Source organism: Azospirillum sp. BE72, from assembly GCF_031455875.1.
GTDB lineage: Bacteria > Pseudomonadota > Alphaproteobacteria > Azospirillales > Azospirillaceae > Azospirillum.
The window spans coordinates 308,999-330,863 of record NZ_JAVDTO010000003.1 but is presented as its reverse complement, the minus strand read 5'-3'; the positions used below and the strand labels follow the sequence as shown (position 1 = coordinate 330,863).

Below are 21,865 nucleotides of genomic sequence, written 5' to 3'. Positions count from 1 at the left end.
CGCGGCTCGCGAATCATGCTGCGGCGCAATGCCGCCGGTGATTGTGCGATAGGCCCGATTTCAGTAAAATGCCGCGGATTTCATTCCCCTCCCTGTTGCGAACCGCTGGAGCCAAGCCGACCATGGCCGATGCCGTCACCGCTCTGGTCGTCGATGACGAGGAAATGACCCGCGCCATCGTCGCCGGGTATCTGTCCCGCATCGGTTACCGGACGCTTGAGGCTGAGACCATGGCGCAAGCCTGGGAGATCCTGTCGGCCAACGGGGCGGCGATCCATGTCGTGCTGTTCGACCGCCGCCTTTCCGACGGCGACGGGCTTGAGCTGTACGAACGGATGAAGGGCGTGCCGGAACTGGCCGGCATCCCCGTCATCGTGCAGACCATCTCCGACAGCAGTGCGGAGATCGCGGCGGCGATCCGCGCCGGGGTGTTCTATTACCTGATCAAGCCCTATGACGGGGCGCTGCTGCGGTCCGTCGTCCGCGCGGCGGAGGAGACGACCGGCCGGCTGAAAAGCCTGCAGGGCGACCTGCGCTCCCGCTCCGACGCCATCGCGCTGCTGCGCGACGCGCGTTTCCGCTTCCGCACCCCGCAGGAGGCGCAGAACCTCGCCATCGCCCTGTCGTCGGTCGCCTCCACCGGGCACAGCCTGACCTTCGGCCTGTCGGAAATCCTGGTCAACGCGGTGGAGCACGGCAATCTCGGCATCGGGTTCGAGGCGAAGGGCCGGCTGAAGGCCAGCGGCATGCTGTCCCGCGAGATCGAAGCCCGGCTGGCCTCGTCCGAGCACCGCGACAAATACGCCAGCCTGCATGTGGAGCGCAGCGACAGCCGCGTCATCTTCACCGTCACCGACATGGGGCCGGGATTCGACTTCAACCGCTATCTGTCGGTCGATGCCTCCCAATCGCATGCCACCCATGGCCGCGGCATCGCACTGGCCCGCATGGTCGGGTTCGACCAGCTGACCTTCGTCGGCACCGGCAACCGGGTGGTGGGGATCGTCAACCTGGACCGGGGACAGGTCGGGGAGTAGCGGTTAGAGTGCGACCGGTTCGGACGGAATCGTCTGAAGCGTGAATCGCACGGAAAATCAAAAGATTAGAACTCGCAGGGGATGATCGTGTGGAACTCCGAGTTCTCGATCAGCTCGCGCACCTGCCCGCGAGGATGCTTCAACCGGAAGGTGACGCCCGTCCGCCTTGCCGCATTGTTCGCCAGCACGAGCAGCCCGAGCCCGGCGGAGTCGATGTAGTCGACGGCGGCGAGGTTCAGAACGCAGTCCGCCACGCCGCCCGCCTCCCAGCCGGCCATGATCTCGCGGAACCCGCCATCGGCCTCGAACGTCATCTGGCCGCGAAGCTCCAGCTCCCGCAGGCTGCCGCTGTCATGCACCGTATAGTCCATGCGCCGATCCGCCGTTGCACCCGGCCCCATCCACACACCCGGGCGTGGTGGATCCCGTCACGGCCACGTTAGCAGAGCGGCGGCGGCGCACCAACCCTGAGCCTACATTCCCGGCTCGAACACCGCCACGCGGTTGCGGCCCAGGTGCTTTGCACGATAGAGCGCGAGGTCGGCGCGGTGGATCGCCCGCTCCAGCGTGTCGGTGGCGCCCTCCAGCCCGGCGATGCCGATGCTGGCGGTCAGGCGGAAGGTGCCGTCCGGCACCTCGATCGGCATGCGGGCGAGGTGGCGGCGCACCCGTTCGGCCACCACGCGGCTTTCGTCGGCGGTGGCGCCGGGCAGGACCACCACGAACTCCTCCCCGCCCAGCCGGCCCAGCAGGTCGTATTCCCGCAGGATCGCCTGACAGCCGGCGGCGACCATGCGCAGCGCGTCGTCGCCGGTGGCATGGCCGAAGGTGTCGTTGATTCGCTTGAAATGGTCGACGTCCAGCACGAAGACCGACAGCGGTTCGTGGAAGCGGTGGGCGCGGGCCAGTTGGGACCGGGCCAGTTCCATGAAGGAGCGGCGATTGTAGATGCCGGTCAGCGGATCGCGCGACGCCATGTCGCGCAGCGCCTCTTCCATGCTGCGGCGTTCGGTGTAGTCGTAGATCCAGGCCAGATTGACCGGCACGCCCTGGATCACCGCCTGATTGACGGTGAACAGCGTCCAGAAGGGCGACCCGTCGGCCCGCTTGAACTGGACCTCCATGTTGGTGACCCCACCGCCGCCGCGCAGACGTTCCAGGACGCGCAGGCGCTGGTGGCTGTCCAGGTAATAGTCGCGGGCGCGGCTGCCGATCAGCTTTTCCCGCGGCAGGCCGATCAGTTCGGCGAAGCGGGTGTTGACGAAGATGATCCGCCCGTCGTCGCGGCGGGAAACGGAGACGCCGATCGGGCTCTGCTCCAGGATCGCTTCCAGCCGCTCCTCGTTCGGGCGGGATTCCGTCAGTTCGTGGATGGCGCCGACGATGCCCATCGCATTGCCGGCCTGATCGCGGAAGGCGGCCTTGGTCAGGTTGACCATGCGCATCGCGCCCTCCGCCGTGCGGACCGGCGCCTCGTACTGGACGCTGCCCTCCCGCTCCATCACGGCGCGGTCCTGACCGACATGCTCCCTAGCCATGTCGGGGCCGGTCAGCGCGAAGGTGGTCCGCCGCAGCATGTCCGCCCTGCTGATGCCGGTGAGGCGCGCGAAGGCGTCGTTGACCGCGATGTACTGGCCGTCAGCATCCTTGACGAACAGCGGCACCGGAGCCGCTTCCAGCAGGGCATCGACCATCGGCATTCCGGCGGGGCCGGGGCGGGAGGGGGCGCCGTCGCCGGCCACCTTCTCCTGACGGCACAGGGCGTCGACATCCGTCACCGTCAGCATCCGCAGCGCGTCCGCATCCTGACCGTCGGCGTCTGCGGGAAGGGGCATTTCCGCCACCGCCACCCAACGGACGGCGCCGTCGGCCCGCCGCGCCGGCCATGCCTGCGGCAGGTTGCGGTCCAGGTCGAACTCGCACAGGCTCCGCCCCGGCAGCCCGCCCGGTCCGCAGCCGAGCAGCCCGTGCAACGCGGGGTTGGCGTAGCGGATCATCCCCGATGCCGTGACGATGCAAACCCCGACCGGCAAACGGTCGTAGGCCGACCATGCGGAACCCCGCATGTCCTGCACGCCACGGTCGGAGATCATTGCCATGCTATCCGAAACCAGCATGGCACGCGGTGTCCCATAGAGTTTTATTTCCCTGCAATGCCGGCGCGGCCCCAAGGGGTCGAAGTGCTCCGGCCGGACTTCTAAAAACAGTTGAGTATATAAAATTTTCGGCGATTGTTCAAGGTGCTGACTTTTTGCTTGGTTGCACCGCCCCAACCTTGTCCCCGCCTTGCTCCCAAGTCCCGCGGCTGTCGAGTGCGACGCTAAGTCGCTGCCAAGCCTCTTCCGGGCCGGGCAGGCCGAAGCGCAGCCAATCCGGCCGCCGTTCGAACCGGCGCACGAGGATCCCGGCCTCCCCAAGCGCGCGATAGAGGCCGGGCACCCGCCGATCCTCGACGAGGCAGAACAGCGCGGTGCCGCCGACCACCGTCAGGCCGGCACCGGACAGCAGGCGGCGCAGCCGCGCCATCGCATCGTCCAGCATGCCGCGCGTCCCTGCGATCCAGTCGCCGTCGCCGAACGCCGCCGTGGCGATGGACAGGCCGGGGCCCGACACCGCCCAGGGGCCGACGGCATCGCGCAACGACGCCGCCAGACCGGCCGGCGCCAGCGCGATCCCCAGCCGCAAGCCCGCAAGCCCGAAGAACTTCCCGAAGGAGCGCAGGACCACCAGCCCCGGCCGGCCGGCGAAACGGGCGACGCTCTGCTCCGGTTCCATGTCGGCGAAGGCCTCGTCCACCACCAGCCAGCCGCCGCGCGCCGCCTGCGCCTGCGCCAGTTCCAGCAGCCGTTCGGGCGGCAGGAGCCGGCCGTCGGGGTTGTTGGGGTTGACCACGACAAGGACATCCGGGGCATCCGGGATCAGGATGCCCTTGCCCTCCACGCCGCGCACCTCATGACCGGCCAGCGCCCAGCAACGGGCATGTTCGGCATAGGTCGGCTCCATGACCGCCACCCGGCCGGCCGGCAGCAGGCGCGGCAGCAGTTGGATCAGCGCCTGCGAGCCGGAGGCGGCAGCCACCAGTTCCGCCGATGGCGCGCCGTAGCAGGCGGCGGCGGCCGCGCGCAGCGCCTCCTCCTCCGCCCGGCCGGGCAGCCGGGCCCAGGCCTGCGGCGGGACCGGGGGCAGTGGATAGGGCCAGGGGTTGATGCCGGTGGACAGGTCGACCCAGGGCTCGGGCGCCGCCGGGAAGACGGCGCGCGCCCCATCCAGGTCGCCGCCATGCAGCAGCCTGCCGCTATCGCCCACCACGCGCGGCTTGGTCACCGTGCTGTCTTCGGCCATGATCGCGCCTCCTTCACGCCCACCCTCACGCGGCCAGCCGGCCGCCCCATCCGCTGGAACGTCCCGCCCGTGCCGCTTCATCCCTTCCTGCTCGCCGCCGCGCTCGTCATCGAGGCGGTGGCCGGCTATCCGGACCCACTCTATACCCGCATCCGCCATCCGGTGGTGTGGATCGGTGCGCTTATCGCGCAGCTCGACGGCGCACTCAACCGCGAGGACGACGGTTTCGGCCGGCGCAAGGCGTTCGGTGTGCTGGCGCTGGCGGTGCTGCTGCTGACGGTGGGGGGTGTGGCGGTGGCGGTGGCCTGGGCCTGCCGGCTGCTTCCCTTCGGCTGGCTGATCGAGGCGGCGCTCGCCTCCACCCTGTTGGCCCAGCGCAGCCTGCACGACCATGTGGCGGCGGTCGCGGACGGCTTCCGCAGCGGCGGGCTGGAGGGCGCGCGCAAGGCGGTGTCGATGATCGTCGGCCGCAACCCTGCCACGCTGGACGAGCCGGCCGTCGCCCGCGCCGCCATCGAAAGCCTTGCGGAGAACTTCTCCGACGGGGTGGTGGCGCCGGCCGTCTGGCTGCTGGTGGGGGGGCTGCCGGGACTGGCGCTCTACAAGGCGATCAACACCGCCGACAGCATGATCGGCCACCGCACGCCGCGGCACGAAGCCTTCGGCTGGGCGGCGGCGCGGCTGGACGATCTGGTCAATTTGCCGGGCTCCCGCCTGACCGCCCTGCTGCTGATCGGGGCTGCCTGGATGATGCAGGGGGCCGACCCGCGGCAGGCGTGGCGGTCCGTGCGGCAGGACGCCCACCGCCACCGCTCCCCCAACGCCGGCTGGCCGGAGGCGGCGATGGCCGGCGCGCTCGACCTGCGGCTGGGCGGTCCGCGCGTCTATGGCGCCACCCGCATCGAAGATGTCTGGCTCGGCGCCGGCCGCACCGCCGCGACTCCGTCCGACATCGGCCGCGCGCTGGCGCTCTACCGCCGCGCCTGCATTCTGCTGATCGGCGGGGCGCTGGTGCTGGCGCTGCTGGGCTGATCCGTCAGCGCCGCGCCGCCCGCCGCACCATCAGGGAAATCCGGCGCGCGACCCGCCGCAGTCCGCCCAGCAGGCGGCGCGCGGCGCGGACGGGGGCGGTCTCCTTCAGCCAGGCCAGCCATGCGGTCACCCATCCATAGCCGCGGGCGAACCAGCCGATGGTCAGCAGCTTCGGCTTGGCGATGTGGAACAGCCGCTCCACCAGGGTGATCTTCACCAATTCCGCCCCGGCGATCACGGCGGCACCGGCCAGCGGCCGCCCGGTGGCGAACAGCCACGCCCCGACCGGCTTCGCCGGTTCCAGCAGGGCGAGCGGCACCAGGACGAGCACCAGCGACGGATACGGCCCCAACCCGGCGATCCAGAAGCCGATCCGGCGGCCGATGCGCGCGAAGACCGGAAGTTGCGCGATCCGGCGCAGGACCGGCCGCACCACCCAGTAGGCCAGCGCATCCAGAAGAAAGTACACCAATGCCGCCAGCGTCCCCACCGGACGCAGCAGGCGGCTCGCCGGCAAGCCGGGACGGGAGCGCGAAGGAGCCGACCGTTCGGGGGAATCGGGGTCGTGGGGCTGCCCGGAAGAGGAAGGCCCGATCATCCGTCATATCCCGCCGGATGGCGTAGGTCGCAGTCTACCACCAAGGCGAGCCTTTCGTTCGTGGGGAGGGACTGGCACTGTCCCACCAATTGTCTCCGCACATATGCAAACGATATCGCTACAAACCCGATCAATCCGTACAACCCACCACGACTCCCGTGCCAGGCCAATACGACCCACTGCTCGTCGCCTTATCCTACGTCATCGCCGTCTTCGGCGGTTACGTTGCCCTGGATTTGGCGAATCACGCCCGCGTCAGCGAGGGCAGTCTCCGAGGTGGCGGCCGCGGCGACGTGCGTCGGTTGGCCGGTGCTGCGCTGGCGCTGGGCGCCGGGATCTGGTCGATGCACTTCATCGGCATGCTGGCCTACCGCAGCGACGTGCCGATCGGCTACGACGCCGGGCTGACGGCGCTGTCCTTCCTGCTGGCGGTTGCCGTATCGGGCGCCGGGCTGTTCGCCGTGGCCCGCAACCGTCCGCACCGCTTCACCCTCGGCGTTGCCGGAACACTCACCGGTCTCGGCATCGTCGGCATGCACTATGTGGGAATGGCGGGCATGCGCATGGACATGGAACTGTCCTACGACCTCCTTCTGGTCGCCGTCTCCGTCGCCGTCGCCATCGTCGCCTCGACCGCGGCCTTGTGGCTGGCCTTCCGCACCAGGCGCCCGCTGCAGCGCGCCGCCGGTGCCGTCCTGCTGGGGCTGGGCGTGGTGACGATGCATTATACCGGCATGGCCGCGGCGGGCATGGAGCCGGTTACGGAGCTGAGTGCCGCCGGACCGGCCCTGACGCCCGCCCATCAGGCAGGACATCAACCGGGGATGACGGCCACGGGCCAGGGAATTGCGTTGTCCTCCACCCTTCTCGCCATCATGACCGGGCTCGGGACGCTGCTGCTGCTGTGCCTAGCCCTGCTGTCCTCCCTGCTCGACCGCCGGCAGCAGGCGGACCGCTCGGCGGAGCAGGAGGCGCGCTACCGCGCCATCGTCGACACCGCGGTCGATCCCATCATCCTGATCGACGACCGCGGCACCGTGCAGTCCTTCAACCATGCCGCGGAGAAGACCTTCGGCTACCGCGCCGACGAGGTGATCGGCCGCAACGTCAACATGCTGATGCCGGAACCCTACCGCACCGCCCATGACGGCTATCTCGACCGCTACCATCGCACGGGAGAGCGGCGGATCGTCGGGATCGGCCGCGAGGTGGAAGGGCTGCGCAAGGACGGAACCACCTTCCCGCTCGACCTGTCGGTCGGCGAATGGCATGTCGGCAAGCGGCGCATGTACACCGGGATCATGCGCGACATCACCGCCCGCAAGGCGGCGGAGGAGGCGATCCTGCGCGCCCGCGACGAGGCGGAAGCCGCGAGGATCGAGGCGTTGCGCGCCCGCGACGACGCCCAGCGCGCAGACCGCGCCAAGACGAAGTTCCTGGCCGCCGCCAGCCACGACCTGCGCCAGCCGCTGCAGTCGCTGTTCTTCTTCGCCCACGCGTTATCGGACAAGCTGGAGGACCACCCGACCGCCCCGCTGCTGGCCAGCATGACCGAATCGCTGACCGGCCTTCGGGTGATGCTGGACAGCCTGCTGGACGTCTCGCGCCTGGATGCCGGGGTGGTGAAGCCCGGCGTCACCGATTTCGCGCTCGGCCCCCTGCTGGACCGTCTGGCGGAGGAATACCGCATCCGCGCGGCGGAATCGGGTCTGGTGCTGCGCCATGTCCCGACCTCCGCCTGGACAAGCAGCGATCCGGCCCTGCTGGAGCGCATCCTGCGCAACCTGATCGAGAACGCGATCCGCTACACCGAACGCGGCCACATCCTGCTCGGCTGCCTGCATCGCGGCGGCGGGCTGCGGCTGGCGGTGCTGGACCAGGGCATCGGCATTCCCGCCGACAAGACCCAGGACATCTTCCAGGAGTTCACCCAGCTTGCCAACCCGGAGCGCGACCGGCGCAAGGGCCTCGGCCTCGGGCTGGCGATCGTGCGGCGGCTGGCCGGGCTGCTGGAGCACGGGGTGACCGTGCGTTCAACGCCCGAGCGGGGCAGCGGCTTCTTCCTCGACCTGCCGACGGCGGTGCCGCGCCCGATCCCGAAGCCGGTCCGCCTGCCGGTGGAGCCGGCGCGCGCGAAGGGCCTGATCGTGGTGGTCGACGACGACACCATCATCCTGCTGAGCATGCGTGCGATGCTGGAGGAATGGGGATACGACGTGGTCGCCGCCGTGTCGGCCGACGAGGCGATCGAATCGCTGCTGAACCTGGGACGCCAGCCGGCGATGATCGTCGCCGATTACCGCCTGCGCGAAGGCCGGACCGGCGTGGAGGCGATCCGCGACATCTACGGCGTCTGCGGCGTGCGCGTTCCCGCCGTGGTGCTGACCGGCGACACCGACCCCGCCCGCATCGCCGAGGTCCAGCGCAGCGGCCACCGCCTGATCCACAAGCCGGTGTCCGCCCCCATGCTGCGGGAAATCCTGACTTCAGCAGCCTGAGGGGCAGCCTGCGGGTCCAGGTCCGAAAAAGCGCCCGGCTCCACCCATGCGGCCCTGGACGCACGGGCGGCCGGCAACTAGCATCCGGCACCCGAACGAGCCCCCGGCGGCCCCCGCCCGTCGCCGCCCCATTCTCTCCCACGGACCGTAATGCTGCGCCGTTCCCTGATCCGCGCCGGCGAGACCTGCGCTTTCCATCTCCGCGCCGCCCTGGCGCGGGCGCTGTCCCGCCCCGCTCCTCCGCCTGCCGCGCCTCCCCCCGCCGGATATCCGCCGCATCGGACGCAGCAGGGGCCGGTCCAATATCCGGGCGCGCCCTATCCCGGCGCCCCCTATCCGCAGGCGCCGCAGCAGCCGGTCGATCCGTCCAACGGCTACCCGCCCGGCGGCTACCCACCCGGCGGCTATCCGCCCGCCCCGCCCCCCTATCCGCAGCAGCCCGTTCCGCCCCCCAATCCGCCCTATACCGGCCAGCCGGTCTACGGCACGCAGCCTCCCTATGCCCCGCCTCCGCCGAACCGTCCGCGCTTCCGCCTGCCGCGCGGGCGCTGGAGCAAGGTCGCGGCGGTCGCGGGCGTTCTGGTGCTGCTGCCGCCAGTGGCTCTGCTCGGCACCTATCTGTGGATGCGGGCGCAGCAGCCGCAGACCGGCGGCACGGTCGCCATCCCCGGCAGCGGCGCCCCGGCGGAGATCGTCCGCGACGACCGGGGCGTCGCCCACATCTTCGCCGCGACGGAGCGCGACGCCTACCGCGCGCTGGGCTATGCCCATGCCCAGGACCGGCTGTGGCAGATGGAGACGATGCGCCGGGCCGGCGCCGGCCGGCTGGCCGAGCTGATCGGCGTCAAATACGGCGACTTCGCGCTGCGCACCGACCGTTTGATGCGGACGCTCGGCGTCCGCCGCTCGGCCGAGGCGATGGCCGCCACCCTGTCGCCCGATGCCCGCGCCGCCTTCGACGCCTATGCGGAGGGCGTGAACGCCTATCTCGAAACGCGCTCCGAAGCGCTGCCGCTCGAATTCCAGCTTCTGCGCCACACGCCGGAGCCCTGGACCGTCGCCGACAGCCTTGTCTGGGCGAAGCTGATGGCGCTGCAGCTGTCCGCGAATTACCGGGACGAGCTGTTCCGTTCCCGCGTGCTGGAGCGGCTGTCGCCGCAGCAGATCGACGACCTGTTCCCGTCCGACATCCCCGGTGCGCCCACCACGCTGGCCGGCGAGCTGCGCGGCATGGACATGCGGGACATGGTGCGCCGCACCCTGGCGGCCTTGCCGCAGATGGGCTTCGACACCGCGTCCAACGAATGGGTGCTGACCGGTGCGCGCACCACCACCGGCAAGCCTATCCTCGCCAACGATCCGCATCTGGGGCTGGAGGCGCCGATCCTCTGGTATCTCGCCCGCATCGTGACGCCGGGCTTCACCAGCGCCGGGGCCACCGTGCCGGGCGTGCCGCTGACCATCCTCGGCCATAACGGCAAGGTCGCCTGGGGCTTCACCACCACCCACAGCGACACCCAGGACCTGTTCGTCGAAAAACCGGATCCGCGGGACCCGAGCCGCTATCTGACCCCCGACGGCAGCGAGCCCTTCGAGACGCGGGCCGAGACCATCGCCGTCGCCGGCGAGGCGTCGCAGACGCTGACCGTGCGCAGCACGCGCCATGGCCCCGTTATCTCCGACCTCGACACCGCGCCGGCTGATGGCGCAGGCGGAAACGCGCCGGGCCCGGTGCTGGCGCTGTCCTTCCCCGGCCTTGCCGACGACGACACCAGCGCCGAGGCGCTGTACCGCCTGAACCATGCCGCGACGGCGGAAGCGGCGCGCGACGCGCTTCGCCTGCATGTCGCCCCGCAGCAGAACGTCGTCTATGCCGACGTGACCGGCGAGGTCGGCTTCATCACCCCCGGCCGGGTGCCGATCCGCCGCAAGGGCGACGGGAGCGTGCCGGTTCCGGGCTGGACCGGCGAGTATGACTGGACCGGTTTCCTGCCCTATTACGCGCTGCCGCAGGCGGTGAACCCGCCGTCGGGCCAGTTCGTCAACGCCAACAACGCGGTGGTCGGGCGCGACTATCCCTACCGCCTCGCCACCGAATGGCCGGACCCGTCGCGCGCGAAGCGCATCGTCGAAATGCTGGGCGCCGGGCGCCATTCCGTCGAGGACGTGGCGCGCCAGCAGATGGACATCGTCTCGCTGCCCGCCCGCGATTTCCTGCCGGAGCTGCTGAAATACCCGACGCCTCCGGGCCTTGCCAGCGATGCGGCGGCGCTGCTGCGCGGCTGGGACGGGCGGATGGACCGCGAGCGGCCGGAACCGCTGATCTTCTCCATGTGGCTGCGGGAGTTGGTGCGGGCGGTCTTCGCCGACGAACTCGGCACCGACTTCGCCACCTACTGGGATCTGCGGCCGGAAGCGCTGCGCCGCGTCATCCATGAACGGCCGGACTGGTGCGACGACGTCGCCACCCCGCAGAAGGAAAGCTGCGCCGACATGATCGGCCGGTCGCTGGAGACCGCGGTGGCGGCGCTGGCCGAGCGCCACGGCTCCAGCCCGAAGAGCTGGCGCTGGGGCGACGACCACAAGGCCGACCTCGTCCACCGGATGCTGAGCCGCCTGCCGCTGATCGGCGGGATGGCGGATGTGTCGGTGGAGACCGACGGCGACTTTTTCACCGTCAACCGCGGATCGACGACCATCCGCAGCGCCGCCAACCCGTTCCGCCATGTCCACGGCGCCGGGTTCCGCGCGGTCTACGATCTGGCCGACCTGGACAATTCCCGCTTCGTGATCGCCACCGGCCAGTCCGGCAACATCTGGTCCCGCCATTGGGGCGATCTGGTGGAGATGTGGCGCGACGGCGGCGCGTTGCGTCTGGCCGGCGACCGTGGCACGCTGATCTCGGCAGGGGCGGAGGTGCTGACACTCACACCACGCAACACCGGGACAAGCAACAAATGACCATAACTCTGGAGGACGTGCGCGCCGCCGCGGCGCGCATCGCGGGGCATCTGCCCCGAACGCCCACGGTGCCGGCGCCCCGCCTGGGGGACATGGCGGGATGCCGGCTGCATGTGAAGCTGGAGAACCTGCACGCCACGTCATCCTTCAAGGAGCGCGGCGCGCTGAACAAGCTTTTGTCGCTGGGCGAGGCGGAGCGCCGCGCCGGCGTCATCGCCATGTCCGCCGGAAACCACGCCCAGGCGGTGGCCTGCCATGCCACGCGGCTCGGCATCCGCTCCACCATCGTCATGCCCGGCTTCACCCCCTTCACCAAGGTGGAGCGCACCGAGAATTTGGGCGCCACCGTCGAGCTGCATGGCGAAACGCTGAGCGAGGCCGCCGCCTTCGCCCATGATCTGGCGGCGCGCGACGGGCTGATTTTCGTCCATCCCTACGACGACCCGCTGGTGGCCGCCGGCCAGGGCACCGCGGCGCTGGAACTGCTGGAGGATGTGCCGGACCTCGACGTGCTGGTGATCCCCATCGGCGGCGGCGGGCTGATCGCCGGCATGGCGACGGCGGCCAAGGCGCTGCGGCCGGACCTGGAGATTGTCGGCGTCCAGTGCAGCCTCTACCCCGCGGTGCGGCAGGCGCTTGCCGGACAGCCGATCACCTGCGGCGGCGCCACGGTGGCGGAAGGCATCGCGGTGAAGGCGCCCGGCGCCCTGACCCTGCCGATCATCCGCGCCCTGGTCGACGACGTGGTGGAGGTGGGCGAAGCGCGGCTGGAGGAAGCGGTCTACCGCCTCGCCACCGTGCAGAAGCAGGTCGCCGAAGGGGCCGGCGCCGCGGCGCTCGCCGCCGTGCTGGAGGAACCGGAGCGCTACCGCGGCCGCAAGGTCGGCATCGTGCTGTCGGGCGGCAACATCGACTCCCGCATCATGGCGCAGGTGCTGATGCGCGGGCTGGTCTATGAGGGCCGCATCGTCCGCCTGCGCATCGGCATCACCGACGCCCCCGGCGCTCTCGCCCGCGTAACCCGCCTGCTGGGCGAGGCCGGCGCCAACATCGTCGAGGTGCACCACCAGCGCCTGTTCCACAATGTGCCGGTGAAGATGGCGGAGGTCGACGTGGTCCTGGAAACCCGCAACCAGACCCATGTCGACGCGCTGATCGCCCGCATGAAGGACGCCGGATACCCGACCACGCTGATGGTCGAGGTGGGGTGACGGTTACGCCCTCTCCCGCGACGGGAGAGGGTCTTTTCCCGCCAATGCCTGAAAATTGACCAGCCGGACAGGCTCGGCCCGAAAATTGTGCGTCTGCCGGAACAGCACCCGGCCCGCCCATTGTCCATCCCGTCAGTTCCTGTCCCGGCAGACAGGTTTTTCAGCAATGGAAACAAAGCGCTGCCCCTTTATACCGACCCCCTCGCCCCGTCTGGCTCGCTTCTTGCTCCCGTCCCTCGCGAGAGACGCCAACGCGAAGGGACGAACGCCGTGCCAGCCGCCCAGCCCGCACCGCTCACTCTGGTTCCGCCGGCCGCCGAACCGGCGCCGCGCACCATCGTCGACATCCGCAACCTGACCCTGACCTATCAGGCCGCCGACCATCCGGTCTACGCGCTGAGCGACGTCAGCCTGTCCATCGTCAAGGGCGACTTCATCTCGCTGATCGGCCCCAGCGGCTGCGGCAAGACCACACTGATGCGGGTGGTCGCCGATCTGGAGCGGCCGACCTCCGGCGAGGTGACGGTCAACGGCATGACGCCGGAACAGGCACGGCTGAAGCGCGCCTACGGCTATGTCTTCCAGGCCCCGGCGCTCTATCCGTGGCGGACGGTGGAACGCAACGTCATGCTGCCGCTGGAGATCATGGGTCTGCCCAAGGCCGACCGGCAGCAGCGCGCCCGCGAGCAGCTGGATCTGGTCGGCCTGTCCGGCTTCGAGCGCAAGTTCCCCTGGCAGCTGTCCGGCGGCATGCAGCAGCGCGTGTCGATCGCCCGCGCCCTCGCCTTCAATCCCGACCTGCTCCTGATGGACGAGCCGTTCGGCGCGCTGGACGAGATCACGCGCGACCACCTGAACCTGCAGCTCACCCGCCTGTGGCTGGAAACGCGCAAGACCTGCATCTTCGTCACCCACTCCATCGCCGAGGCGGTGTTCCTCTCCACCCGCATCGTGGTGATGAGCCCGCGGCCCGGCCGCATCCTCGACATCATCGACTGCGACGGCGATCTGCCGCGCGAGCGCACGCTGGACATCCGCGAAAGCCCGGAGTTCCAGCGCATCGCCCACCGCGTCCGCGAAGGGCTGATGGAGGGCCACAGCTATGACGATTAAGGGCTCCCTGCCGGTGGCGGTGATGGCGCTGGCGGTGCTGGTGCTGTGGTATGTGGGCGCCGTCTGGCTGAACGCGCCGATGGCGACGGATGCGCTGAACCGCGCCGGCCAAAGCTGGACCACCGCAGACCTGATCCGCGCCACGCTGGCGATGAAGCGGCCGATCCTGCCGACGCCGGATCAGGTGGCGCTGGATCTCTACACGTCCCTGACCGGCCATCCGGTGACCAGCATCCGCAACCTGCTCTACCACACCGGCGTCACCGCCGGGGCGGCGCTGGCCGGCTTCGGCATGGGGGTGGTGCTGGGGGTGGCGCTGGCGGCGGGGATCGTCCAGGCGCGCACGCTGGAATCGAGCCTGCTGCCCTGGGTCATCGCCTCCCAGACCGTGCCGATCCTGGCCATCGCGCCGATGATCGTGGTGATCCTCGGCAACCTGGGCTTCACCGGCCTGCTGCCCAAGGCGATCATCGCCATGTATCTGTGCTTCTTCCCGATCACCATTGGCATGGTGAAAGGGCTGCGCTCCGCCGATCCGCTGACGCTGGACCTGATGCGGACCTACAGCGCCGGGACGGCCCAGACCTTCCGCCTGCTGCGCCTGCCGGCCTCCCTGCCCTACCTGTTCACCAGCCTGAAGATCGCGGTCGCCGCCAGCGTCGTCGGCGCCATCGTCGCCGAACTGCCGACCGGCGGGCAGGCTGGGTTGGGCGCGCGGCTGCTGTCCGGCTCCTACTATGGCCAGACCGTGCAGATCTGGAGCGCGCTGGTGATGGCCGCGCTGCTGAGCGTCACGCTGGTCGCCGCCGTGGGCCTCGCCGAGCGGGCGCTGGTGCCGGGCGGCCGGGGAGGTGCGCGATGAAGCGTCCCACCATGGCCCGCCCGCAAATGGCGCACCCAAATATGGCGCCCTGGCCGCTCGTCATGCTGGCCGCCCCGCTACTGCCCTTCGCCGGCTTGAACGGCACCACCCTGTTCCTGCCGCAGCTTCCCATCGCGCTGGCCCTCTTCGCCGTGACCGTTGCGACGATCCTCGCCCGCCGGCTGCCCGGCTCCGCTCTTGGCGAGGCCCTGCTCCTGCTGGCCGGGGTCGCCGCCGCCTATGCTGCGCCGCTGGTGCTGCTGAAGCAGGGCTATGGCCTCGCCCAGGCCGGCGGCTTGTGGGTCTATGTGGCCGGCGCCACGTTGCTGCTGTGGCGGGTGCTGGCCCTGCTGGCGGAGGTCAGCGGTCCGGCGCGGCTGGCCGGTCCGGCTCTGTTCGGACTGGCACTGGTGATGCTGTGGGAGATCCTGACCCGCGGCTTCCAGGTGCCGACCATCCTGCTGCCGCCGCCCAGCGCGGTGCTGTCCGCCTTCGCCGTCCATGCCGCCGATCTGTGGGACGATTTCCGCCAGACGGTGCTGATCTCCGTCCTGCGCGGCTATCTGATCGGCTGCGGCGCCGGCTTTCTCGTGGCGATCCTGGCCGACCGGGTACCATTCCTGGCGCGCGGGCTGCTGCCGCTCGGCAATCTCGCCAGCGCCGTGCCGGTGGTGGGCATCGCGCCGATCATGGTGATGTGGTTCGGCTTCGACTGGCAGTCCAAGGCCGCCGTCATCGTGGTGATGACCTTCTTCCCCATGCTGATCAACACGCTGGCCGGGCTGCAGAGCGCCGAGCGTATCCAACTGGACCTGATGCGGTCCTACGGCGCCGGTTACTGGCGCACGCTGGTGATGCTGCGGCTTCCCTGCGCCTTGCCCTTTTTGTTCAACGGACTGAAGATCAACTCGACCTTGGCCCTGATCGGGGCCATCGTCGCCGAGTTCTTCGGGACACCGGTGGTGGGGATGGGCTTCCGGATCTCCACCCAGGTCGCCCGGATGAATCTGGATGTCGTGTGGGCGACCATCGCCGTCGCCGCGCTCACCGGATCGCTGCTCTACGGCGCATTGGCGCTGGCGGAGCGGCGCGTCACCGCTTGGCACCCGTCTTTGCGCAAACGCTGACCGACTTTCCGTCCTTCAAGCCAAACCAAACTCCAGCCAGAAGAGGATCGAACGCGATGAAGACCCTTGCCTCCGCCGTCCTGCTCGCCGCCACCGCGCTCACCGGCCTCGCCGGCTGGGGTGCGCCGGCCGCCGCCGCCGATCCGCTGACGCTGCAGCTGAAATGGGTAACCCAGGCTCAGTTCGCCGGCTATTACGTCGCGGCGGCCAAGGGCTTCTACAAGGACGCCGGGCTGGACGTCACCATCAAGGCCGGCGGCCCCGACATCAACCCGACCCAGATCATCGCCGCCGGCGGAGCCGACGTGATCGTCGACTGGATGCCGTCGGCACTGGCCAGCCGGGAAAAGGGCGTGCCGCTGGTCAACATCGCCCAGATGTTCCAGAAGTCGGGCATGATGCTGACCTGCCGCAAGGACGCCAACATCAAGGATCCGAAGGACTTCAAGGGCAACACGCTGGGCGTCTGGTTCTCCGGCAACGAATATCCGTTCCTGTCCTGGATGAGCAAGCTCGGCTATTCCACCTCCGGGTCCAGCCCCGACGTGAAGGTGCTGAAGCAGGGCTTCAACGTCGATCCGCTGCTGCAGAAGCAGGCGGCCTGCATCTCCACCATGACCTATAACGAATACTGGCAGTTGATCGAGGCCGGCATGAAGGCCGACGAGCTGACCGTCTTCAAATACCAGGACCAGGGCGTCGCGACGCTGGAGGACGGCCTCTACGCCACGGAAAAGGCGCTGTCCGATCCCAAGACGGTGGCGAAGCTGGCGAAGTTCGTGAAGGCCTCGGCCAAGGGCTGGGAGTATGCCGCCAAGAACCAGGCCGAGGCGGTGAAGATCGTGCTGGAAAACGACACCACCGGCGCCCAGACCGAAGAACACCAGACCACCATGATGCAGGAGATCGCCAAGCTGATCGACGGCGGCGCCAAGGGCACCGGCTATCTCGACCCGGCCGACTTCAACCGCACGGTGGACATCCTGATGTCGGGCGCCTCGGCGCCTGTGATCTCCAAGAAGCCGGAGGGCGCCTACAGCCACGCGGTGTTCGACGCGGCGGCCAAGCTGTAAGGACCAGTCGCGGGTTACGGAGGGGAGGGAGGCGTCGCGCACGCCCCCTCCTCCAAGCCTTGCCCGCACAAGACAGACGTGCATTTCTTTCGGCAAAAGACTTTCCGCATGAGGAGCGCAAGAGATATATTAGTAAGCACGGCGTCACGCCGCTGACATGAACGGATCGAACATGGACTCCAACGCGGGCGATATGAATCTGGCGGACGCGACCGCTCCGGTCCGCCGCCGCCGCCGCCGGCCCGCCAGCGCCACCGCAAGGCCGGCCCACCGCGGCGCGACCGTGTCGGGCACCATCTACCGCGATCTGCGCGACGATATCGTTTCCCTGCGGCGCAAGCCGGGCGAGCCGCTGATCGAGAAGGAAGTGGCCGATACCTACGGCGTCAGCCGCACGCCGGTGCGCGAGGCGATGCTGAAGCTGGCCGACGAAGGGCTGGTGGAGGTGTTCCCGCAATCCGGCACCTTCGTCGCCCGCATCCCCTTGAGCGCCTTGCCCGAGGCCATCGCCATCCGCCGCGCGCTGGAAGAGGCGACGGTGCGCTATGCCGCCGAACAGGCGACCGGCAGCCAGGTGGCCCGCCTGCGCGCCAATCTGGAACTGCAGCGGGAAATGCAGGAGGCCGGCAATTTCGACGGCTTCCACGATGCCGACGAGGATTTCCACGCGCTGCTGGCGGAGATGTCGGGCTATCCCGGCTTCTGGACGCTGACCCAGCAGGTGAAGCGGCAGGTCGACCGCTACCGCCATCTGACGCTGCCGGTCGCCGGCCGGATGGAAAAGGCCCTAGCCGAACACAGCGCCGTCGTCGAGGCGATCGCCGCCCGCGACCCGGACCGTGCCGTCGCCGAGCTGCGCCGCCACCTGACCGACCTTCAACTGGGCATCGCCGACGTCCAGCGGACCAATCCGCAATATTTCACCAGCTGAGGACGGCGGAGGAGAGGCGGTCGGCCGCCCTCACACCGTCCGCGTCTCGTAATCGGTGAAGCTCGCCTTGCGCGGGATGTAGCCGCTGGCGAAATGGGACGAGGACACGATCATGTCGGCGGTGGCCTCGTTGCAGGCCATCGGGATGTTGTACAGCGTGGCGAGGCGGGTCAGCGCCTTCACGTCCACGTCGTGCGGCTGTGCGGTCATCGGATCGACGAAGAAGACCAGCAGGTCGATCCGCCCCTCCGCGATCATGGCGCCGATCTGCTGGTCGCCGCCGAGCGGTCCGCTCTTCAGCGGGGTCACGTCGAGAGTGGGGTGGGCGGCGCGCACCTTCTGGCCGGTGGTGCCGGTCGCCCAGAAGGCGTTCCCGTCCAGCGTGGCGATGTTGGCGCCGATCCAGGTGATGAGATCCGCCTTGCGGGCGTCATGGGCGACGAGAGCGATGCGCTTGCGGGGCTGCTGGGCGGTCATGGATTTGGTCTCCGGGAAATGCCTCCTTACTGATATATTAGATTGGCCGCAGGCGCAACGCGGGCGCCCAGCCCGGTCAGGGCCTATCGCATTCGGGAAGTGGGCAACGACTTTCCGTTACGGAAGCCCTTCTCCCCTTGCGGGAGAAGGGTTGGGATGAGGGGTAATGCGCCCGCAAGCCATTGGAATTTCTGAACCTGCGCCCCTCACCCCAACCCCTCTCCCGCAAGGGGAGAGGGGCTTTGTCCGTGAACAGAATCGGTATGCGAAAGCCCCGCCGAAGCCGGCTGGAATCGCATTCCCGCGATTTTGTCGCGCATTCTCCGTTGGCTGAAATGTCCGGCTTTCCATCATTAGAGCTTGCCCGTTTTACTAGTATATTAGTATGATCGGGGCAGACTTGCCGAATCGCCGGCCCACCCGAAATCGAAGGACCCGATCGACATGAAAATCTCCGTCCGCCACGCCTCCCACCCCGACGCGGTGCGCAGCTTCGATTCCGAGACGCTGCGCGACCACTTCCTGGTTCCGACCCTGTTCGAGGCGGACGAGACCGTCTTCACCTACAGCCACATCGACCGCTTCGTCGTCGGCGGCGCCATGCCGGTCGCCGGCCCGGTCAAGCTGGTGTCGTCCAAGGAGATCGGCTCGCCCAACTTCCTCGACCGGCGCGAGCTGGGCGTGGTCAATGTCGGCGGCCCCGGCCGCGTCACCGTCGACGGCGCGGTGTTCGAACTGGCGCCGCGCGATGCGCTTTATGTCGCGATGGGCAGCAAGGACGTCACCTTCGAAAGCCTGGACCGCCGCGAGCCGGCCAAGTTCTACCTGAACAGCATGCCGGCCCATGCGCGGTTCGAGACGATGAAGATCTCCATCGGGCAGGCCAAGGCGGTGCATCTGGGCGACCCGGCCCAGTCGAACGAGCGCACCATCTACCAGATGATCCACCCGGACGTGGTGCGCACCGCGCAGCTGGTGCTGGGCATGACCGTGCTGAAGCCGAACAACATGTGGAACACGATGCCGTGCCACACCCATGACCGGCGCTGCGAGGTCTATTTCTACTTCGACCTGCCGGAGGATGCCCGCGTCTTCCACCTGATGGGCGAGCCGGAGCAGACCCGCCACATCGTCGTCGCCAACGAGCAGGCCGTGATCTCCCCACCCTGGTCGATCCATTCCGGCGTCGGCACCCGCAACTACACCTTCATCTGGGCGATGGGCGGCGACAACCAGGACTTCACCGACATGGACTTCATCGCCATGGACCGCCTGCGCTGAGGGCCGACGCAGCCATGACCAAGTCCTTCGATCTGTCCGGCCGGACGGCGCTGGTCACCGGCGCCAACACCGGCATCGGTCAGGCCATCGCCGTGGCGCTGGCCGAGGCCGGCGCCGACGTGGCGGTGGCCGGCCGCACCCCGCCGGTGGAAACTCAAGGGATGGTGGAGCGCGCCGGCCGGCGCTTCGTCGCCATTTCCGCCGACTTCACAAGCATCGAGCCGGTCCCCCGGATCATGGAGGAGGCGGTCGCAGGTCTCGGCCATGTCGACATCCTGGTCAACAATGCCGGCCTCATCCGGCGCGCCGATTCCATCGACTTCAGCGAAGCCGACTGGGACGACGTGATGAACGTCAATATCAAGTCGGTGTTCTTCCTCTGTCAGTCATTCGGCCGCCATGTCTTCGCGCGTCGGGCCGCGGGTGAGGACGCCAAGGGCAAGATCATCAACATCGCCTCGATGCTGTCCTTCCAGGGCGGCATCCGGGTGCCGTCCTACACGGCCTCCAAGAGCGGCATCGCCGGCGTCACCAAGCTTCTGGCCTGCGAATGGGCGGGCAAGGGCATCAACGTGAACGCCATCGCGCCGGGCTATGTCGAGACCAACAACACCACGGCGCTGCGTGCCGACGAGGCGCGCAATGCCGAGATCCTCGGCCGTATCCCGGCCGGGCGCTGGAGCGTGCCGTCCGACATGGCCGGCCCGGCGGTGTTCCTGGCCTCCGACGCCTCGGACTATGTCCACGGCATCACCCTGCCGGTGGATGGCGGCTGGCTGGCGCGCTGACGGGAACCAACACCCGCCGCCGCCCCAGTCCGGAGCGGCGACGGGATCTCAGGGGAAGAAGGAAGAAGACCAATGACCACCGACGTGTTCGTGACCGCGGACGATATCCCCTGGCAGGATCTTGGCGCCGGGGTGCGGCGCAAGATCCTCGGCTACAACGACGCCATGATGATGGTGCGGGTGGAGTTCGAGGCCGGCGCCATCGGCGCGCAGCACCGCCACCCGCATGTCCAGTGCGCCGTGGTGGAGAAGGGCTCCTTCGACGTCACCATCGACGGCCGCACCAAGCGCCTGAACACCGGCGACGGCTATATGGTGCCGTCCAACGTGCTGCATGGCGTGGTTGCGCTGGAGCCGGGCGTGCTGCTCGACATCTTCACGCCGATCCGCGAGGATTTCCTGGGCGAGCCGGTGGCCTACGCCGCCGCGGCCGACGCCACCCAGGCTTGACCGGTGCTGGGGAAAGGGGGCCGCGCTGGCCACTTTCCCCGCCCCCCTTTCCCCTCGGGTCAGGCGAGGTCGCCGGGCGCGGTGAAGTAGCGCGGATAGTCGCGGCGGATGTCGGCGACCGAGATCTGCAGGTCGTCCAGATGCTCGTCCAGCGCCTTGATGGCGGCCGCCGGATCGTTGGCCGCGATGGCGTCGACGATGGCGGTGTGCTCGGCGATCACCTCGGCGACGCGGCCGAGCACCGGCAGGGTCAGCAGGCGGTAGCGGTCGATCTGCACCTTGGTCTGCTGGATCAGCGTCCAAAATCCGGGATAGCCGGCGATCTCCGCGACCAGCGCGTGAAACGCCTCGTCGGCCTGATGGAATCCGGGGAAATCGGCGGCCTCCTGCATCTCCTTCTGCAACTCGAGATTGGCTCGCAGCGCTGCGATCTGGCTGCGCGTGGCGCGCGCTGCGGCATAGCGCACCGTCGCCTCTTCCAGCGCCTTGCGGATTGCGAAGGCTTCCGGCAGGCCGTCCAGCGGGATGCGCGCCACGAAGGTGCCGGATTGCGGAAAGATCTCGATCAGCCCCTCGTCGGCCAGCTTCAGCACCGCTTCGCGCACCGGCGTGCGGCTGACGCCGTAGGTCTCGGCGATCTGCTTTTCGGCGATGGCGTCGCCCGGCTTGCGCTTCAGCGAGACGATCTCGCCCCGCAGGTCACGGTAGATGCGCGACGCCACCGTCGCGGCGCGGCGCGGCGGGCGGACCGTCGCGGCCGGCACCGCAGCACGTCGGGCGGTTGCAGGGGCCAGGCCGCCTTCATCGTCTGTCGTCGCGACCTTCTTCACCGATGGCTCCATTCCGGCAGGCATGTAACGGGGCGGCAGTCTTCCGCCCCCAGGGCGTTCCTCGTTTCCCGCAATCTACCCGCCCCGCTTCACCAAGGTCAAACCCATCGCCAGCATCATGCCCGACCTTTTGCCCGGCTCGGGTGCGGCGACTGGGCGCAGGCCATAGGGGTCCCGAGAGGTGATCGGGAGCATGATTGGGCTTGCAATCATATCTGATATATTAATATTATACGACCAGCCGGTAGGGACGG

The 21,865-nt window shown here is 69.0% G+C and carries 19 protein-coding genes; 13 read left to right on the top strand and 6 right to left on the bottom strand.

The features are described from left to right. The first annotated feature begins 122 nt into the window (after positions 1–122). On the top strand, positions 123–1,037 hold the full coding sequence (locus J2Y49_RS13095; protein WP_310115293.1) for a response regulator: 915 nt from the start codon (positions 123–125) through the stop codon (positions 1,035–1,037). A gap of 65 nt (positions 1,038–1,102) precedes the next feature. On the opposite strand, the gene J2Y49_RS13090 is transcribed toward J2Y49_RS13095, so the two are convergent. From J2Y49_RS13090 to cobD, 3 genes are all read right to left on the bottom strand, one after another. Beyond that, positions 1,103–1,408 carry an STAS domain-containing protein gene (locus J2Y49_RS13090; protein WP_310115292.1) on the bottom strand — a complete coding sequence of 102 codons (306 nt, stop codon included), beginning with the start codon at positions 1,406–1,408 and terminating at the stop codon, positions 1,103–1,105. Between the two features lie 102 nt (positions 1,409–1,510). Beyond that, positions 1,511–3,154 (bottom strand): diguanylate cyclase, encoded by a 1,644-nt coding sequence (locus J2Y49_RS13085; protein WP_310115291.1) that lies wholly within the window; start codon positions 3,152–3,154, stop codon positions 1,511–1,513. A 118-nt stretch (positions 3,155–3,272) separates the two neighbouring features. Next, positions 3,273–4,379, bottom strand: coding sequence for a threonine-phosphate decarboxylase CobD (cobD, locus tag J2Y49_RS13080; protein ID WP_310115290.1), 1,107 nt, complete (start codon positions 4,377–4,379; stop codon positions 3,273–3,275). A 69-nt stretch (positions 4,380–4,448) separates the two neighbouring features. Between cobD and cbiB the strand changes: the two genes are divergently transcribed. Then, on the top strand, positions 4,449–5,411 hold the full coding sequence (gene cbiB / locus J2Y49_RS13075; RefSeq protein ID WP_310115289.1) for an adenosylcobinamide-phosphate synthase CbiB: 963 nt from the start codon (positions 4,449–4,451) through the stop codon (positions 5,409–5,411). Between the two features lie 4 nt (positions 5,412–5,415). Here cbiB and J2Y49_RS13070 read toward each other — a convergent pair whose 3' ends face one another. Then, complete coding sequence (locus J2Y49_RS13070; protein WP_310115288.1) at positions 5,416–6,009, bottom strand: hypothetical protein; 594 nt, start codon at positions 6,007–6,009, stop codon at positions 5,416–5,418. Between the two features lie 158 nt (positions 6,010–6,167). Between J2Y49_RS13070 and J2Y49_RS13065 the strand changes: the two genes are divergently transcribed. From J2Y49_RS13065 to J2Y49_RS13030, 8 genes are all read left to right on the top strand, one after another. Next, complete coding sequence (locus J2Y49_RS13065) at positions 6,168–8,507, top strand: MHYT domain-containing protein (RefSeq protein ID WP_310115287.1); 2,340 nt, start codon at positions 6,168–6,170, stop codon at positions 8,505–8,507. A gap of 150 nt (positions 8,508–8,657) precedes the next feature. Next, positions 8,658–11,468 carry a penicillin acylase family protein gene (locus J2Y49_RS13060; RefSeq protein ID WP_310115286.1) on the top strand — a complete coding sequence of 937 codons (2,811 nt, stop codon included), beginning with the start codon at positions 8,658–8,660 and terminating at the stop codon, positions 11,466–11,468. Further along, positions 11,465–12,679 (top strand): threonine ammonia-lyase, encoded by a 1,215-nt coding sequence (locus J2Y49_RS13055; RefSeq protein ID WP_310115285.1) that lies wholly within the window; start codon positions 11,465–11,467, stop codon positions 12,677–12,679. Before J2Y49_RS13060 ends, J2Y49_RS13055 begins: the two co-directional genes overlap by 4 nt. A 270-nt stretch (positions 12,680–12,949) precedes the next feature. Next, positions 12,950–13,792, top strand: a complete 843-nt coding sequence (locus tag J2Y49_RS13050) for an ABC transporter ATP-binding protein (protein ID WP_409017838.1) — start codon at positions 12,950–12,952, stop codon at positions 13,790–13,792. Further along, positions 13,782–14,654 carry an ABC transporter permease gene (locus J2Y49_RS13045; protein ID WP_310115284.1) on the top strand — a complete coding sequence of 291 codons (873 nt, stop codon included), beginning with the start codon at positions 13,782–13,784 and terminating at the stop codon, positions 14,652–14,654. The genes J2Y49_RS13050 and J2Y49_RS13045 overlap by 11 nt, the downstream gene beginning before the upstream one ends. After that, a complete protein-coding gene (locus J2Y49_RS13040) occupies positions 14,651–15,781 on the top strand; it encodes an ABC transporter permease (protein WP_310115283.1) in 1,131 nt (376 codons plus the stop codon). The genes J2Y49_RS13045 and J2Y49_RS13040 overlap by 4 nt, the downstream gene beginning before the upstream one ends. Before the next feature lie 56 nt (positions 15,782–15,837). Continuing rightward, positions 15,838–16,854: an ABC transporter substrate-binding protein gene (locus J2Y49_RS13035; RefSeq protein WP_310115282.1), complete on the top strand. Its 1,017-nt coding sequence runs from the start codon at positions 15,838–15,840 to the stop codon at positions 16,852–16,854. 172 nt (positions 16,855–17,026) lie between these two features. Further along, a complete protein-coding gene (locus J2Y49_RS13030; protein ID WP_310115281.1) occupies positions 17,027–17,785 on the top strand; it encodes a GntR family transcriptional regulator in 759 nt (252 codons plus the stop codon). A gap of 30 nt (positions 17,786–17,815) precedes the next feature. On the opposite strand, the gene J2Y49_RS13025 is transcribed toward J2Y49_RS13030, so the two are convergent. Further along, complete coding sequence (locus tag J2Y49_RS13025; RefSeq protein WP_310115280.1) at positions 17,816–18,262, bottom strand: methylglyoxal synthase; 447 nt, start codon at positions 18,260–18,262, stop codon at positions 17,816–17,818. Between the two features lie 444 nt (positions 18,263–18,706). On the opposite strand from J2Y49_RS13025, the gene kduI reads away from it, so the two are divergent. The 3 genes from kduI (at position 18,707) to J2Y49_RS13010 (ending at position 20,781) form a co-directional block, all read left to right on the top strand. Then, a complete protein-coding gene (gene kduI, locus J2Y49_RS13020; protein WP_310115279.1) occupies positions 18,707–19,543 on the top strand; it encodes a 5-dehydro-4-deoxy-D-glucuronate isomerase in 837 nt (278 codons plus the stop codon). Between the two features lie 14 nt (positions 19,544–19,557). Beyond that, positions 19,558–20,331 carry a 2-dehydro-3-deoxy-D-gluconate 5-dehydrogenase KduD gene (kduD, locus tag J2Y49_RS13015; RefSeq protein ID WP_310115278.1) on the top strand — a complete coding sequence of 258 codons (774 nt, stop codon included), beginning with the start codon at positions 19,558–19,560 and terminating at the stop codon, positions 20,329–20,331. 72 nt (positions 20,332–20,403) lie between these two features. Continuing rightward, a complete protein-coding gene (locus J2Y49_RS13010) occupies positions 20,404–20,781 on the top strand; it encodes a cupin domain-containing protein (RefSeq protein ID WP_310115277.1) in 378 nt (125 codons plus the stop codon). A gap of 59 nt (positions 20,782–20,840) precedes the next feature. Here J2Y49_RS13010 and J2Y49_RS13005 read toward each other — a convergent pair whose 3' ends face one another. Continuing rightward, positions 20,841–21,623 carry a GntR family transcriptional regulator gene (locus J2Y49_RS13005; protein ID WP_149223081.1) on the bottom strand — a complete coding sequence of 261 codons (783 nt, stop codon included), beginning with the start codon at positions 21,621–21,623 and terminating at the stop codon, positions 20,841–20,843. Between the last annotated feature and the right edge of the window lie 242 nt (positions 21,624–21,865).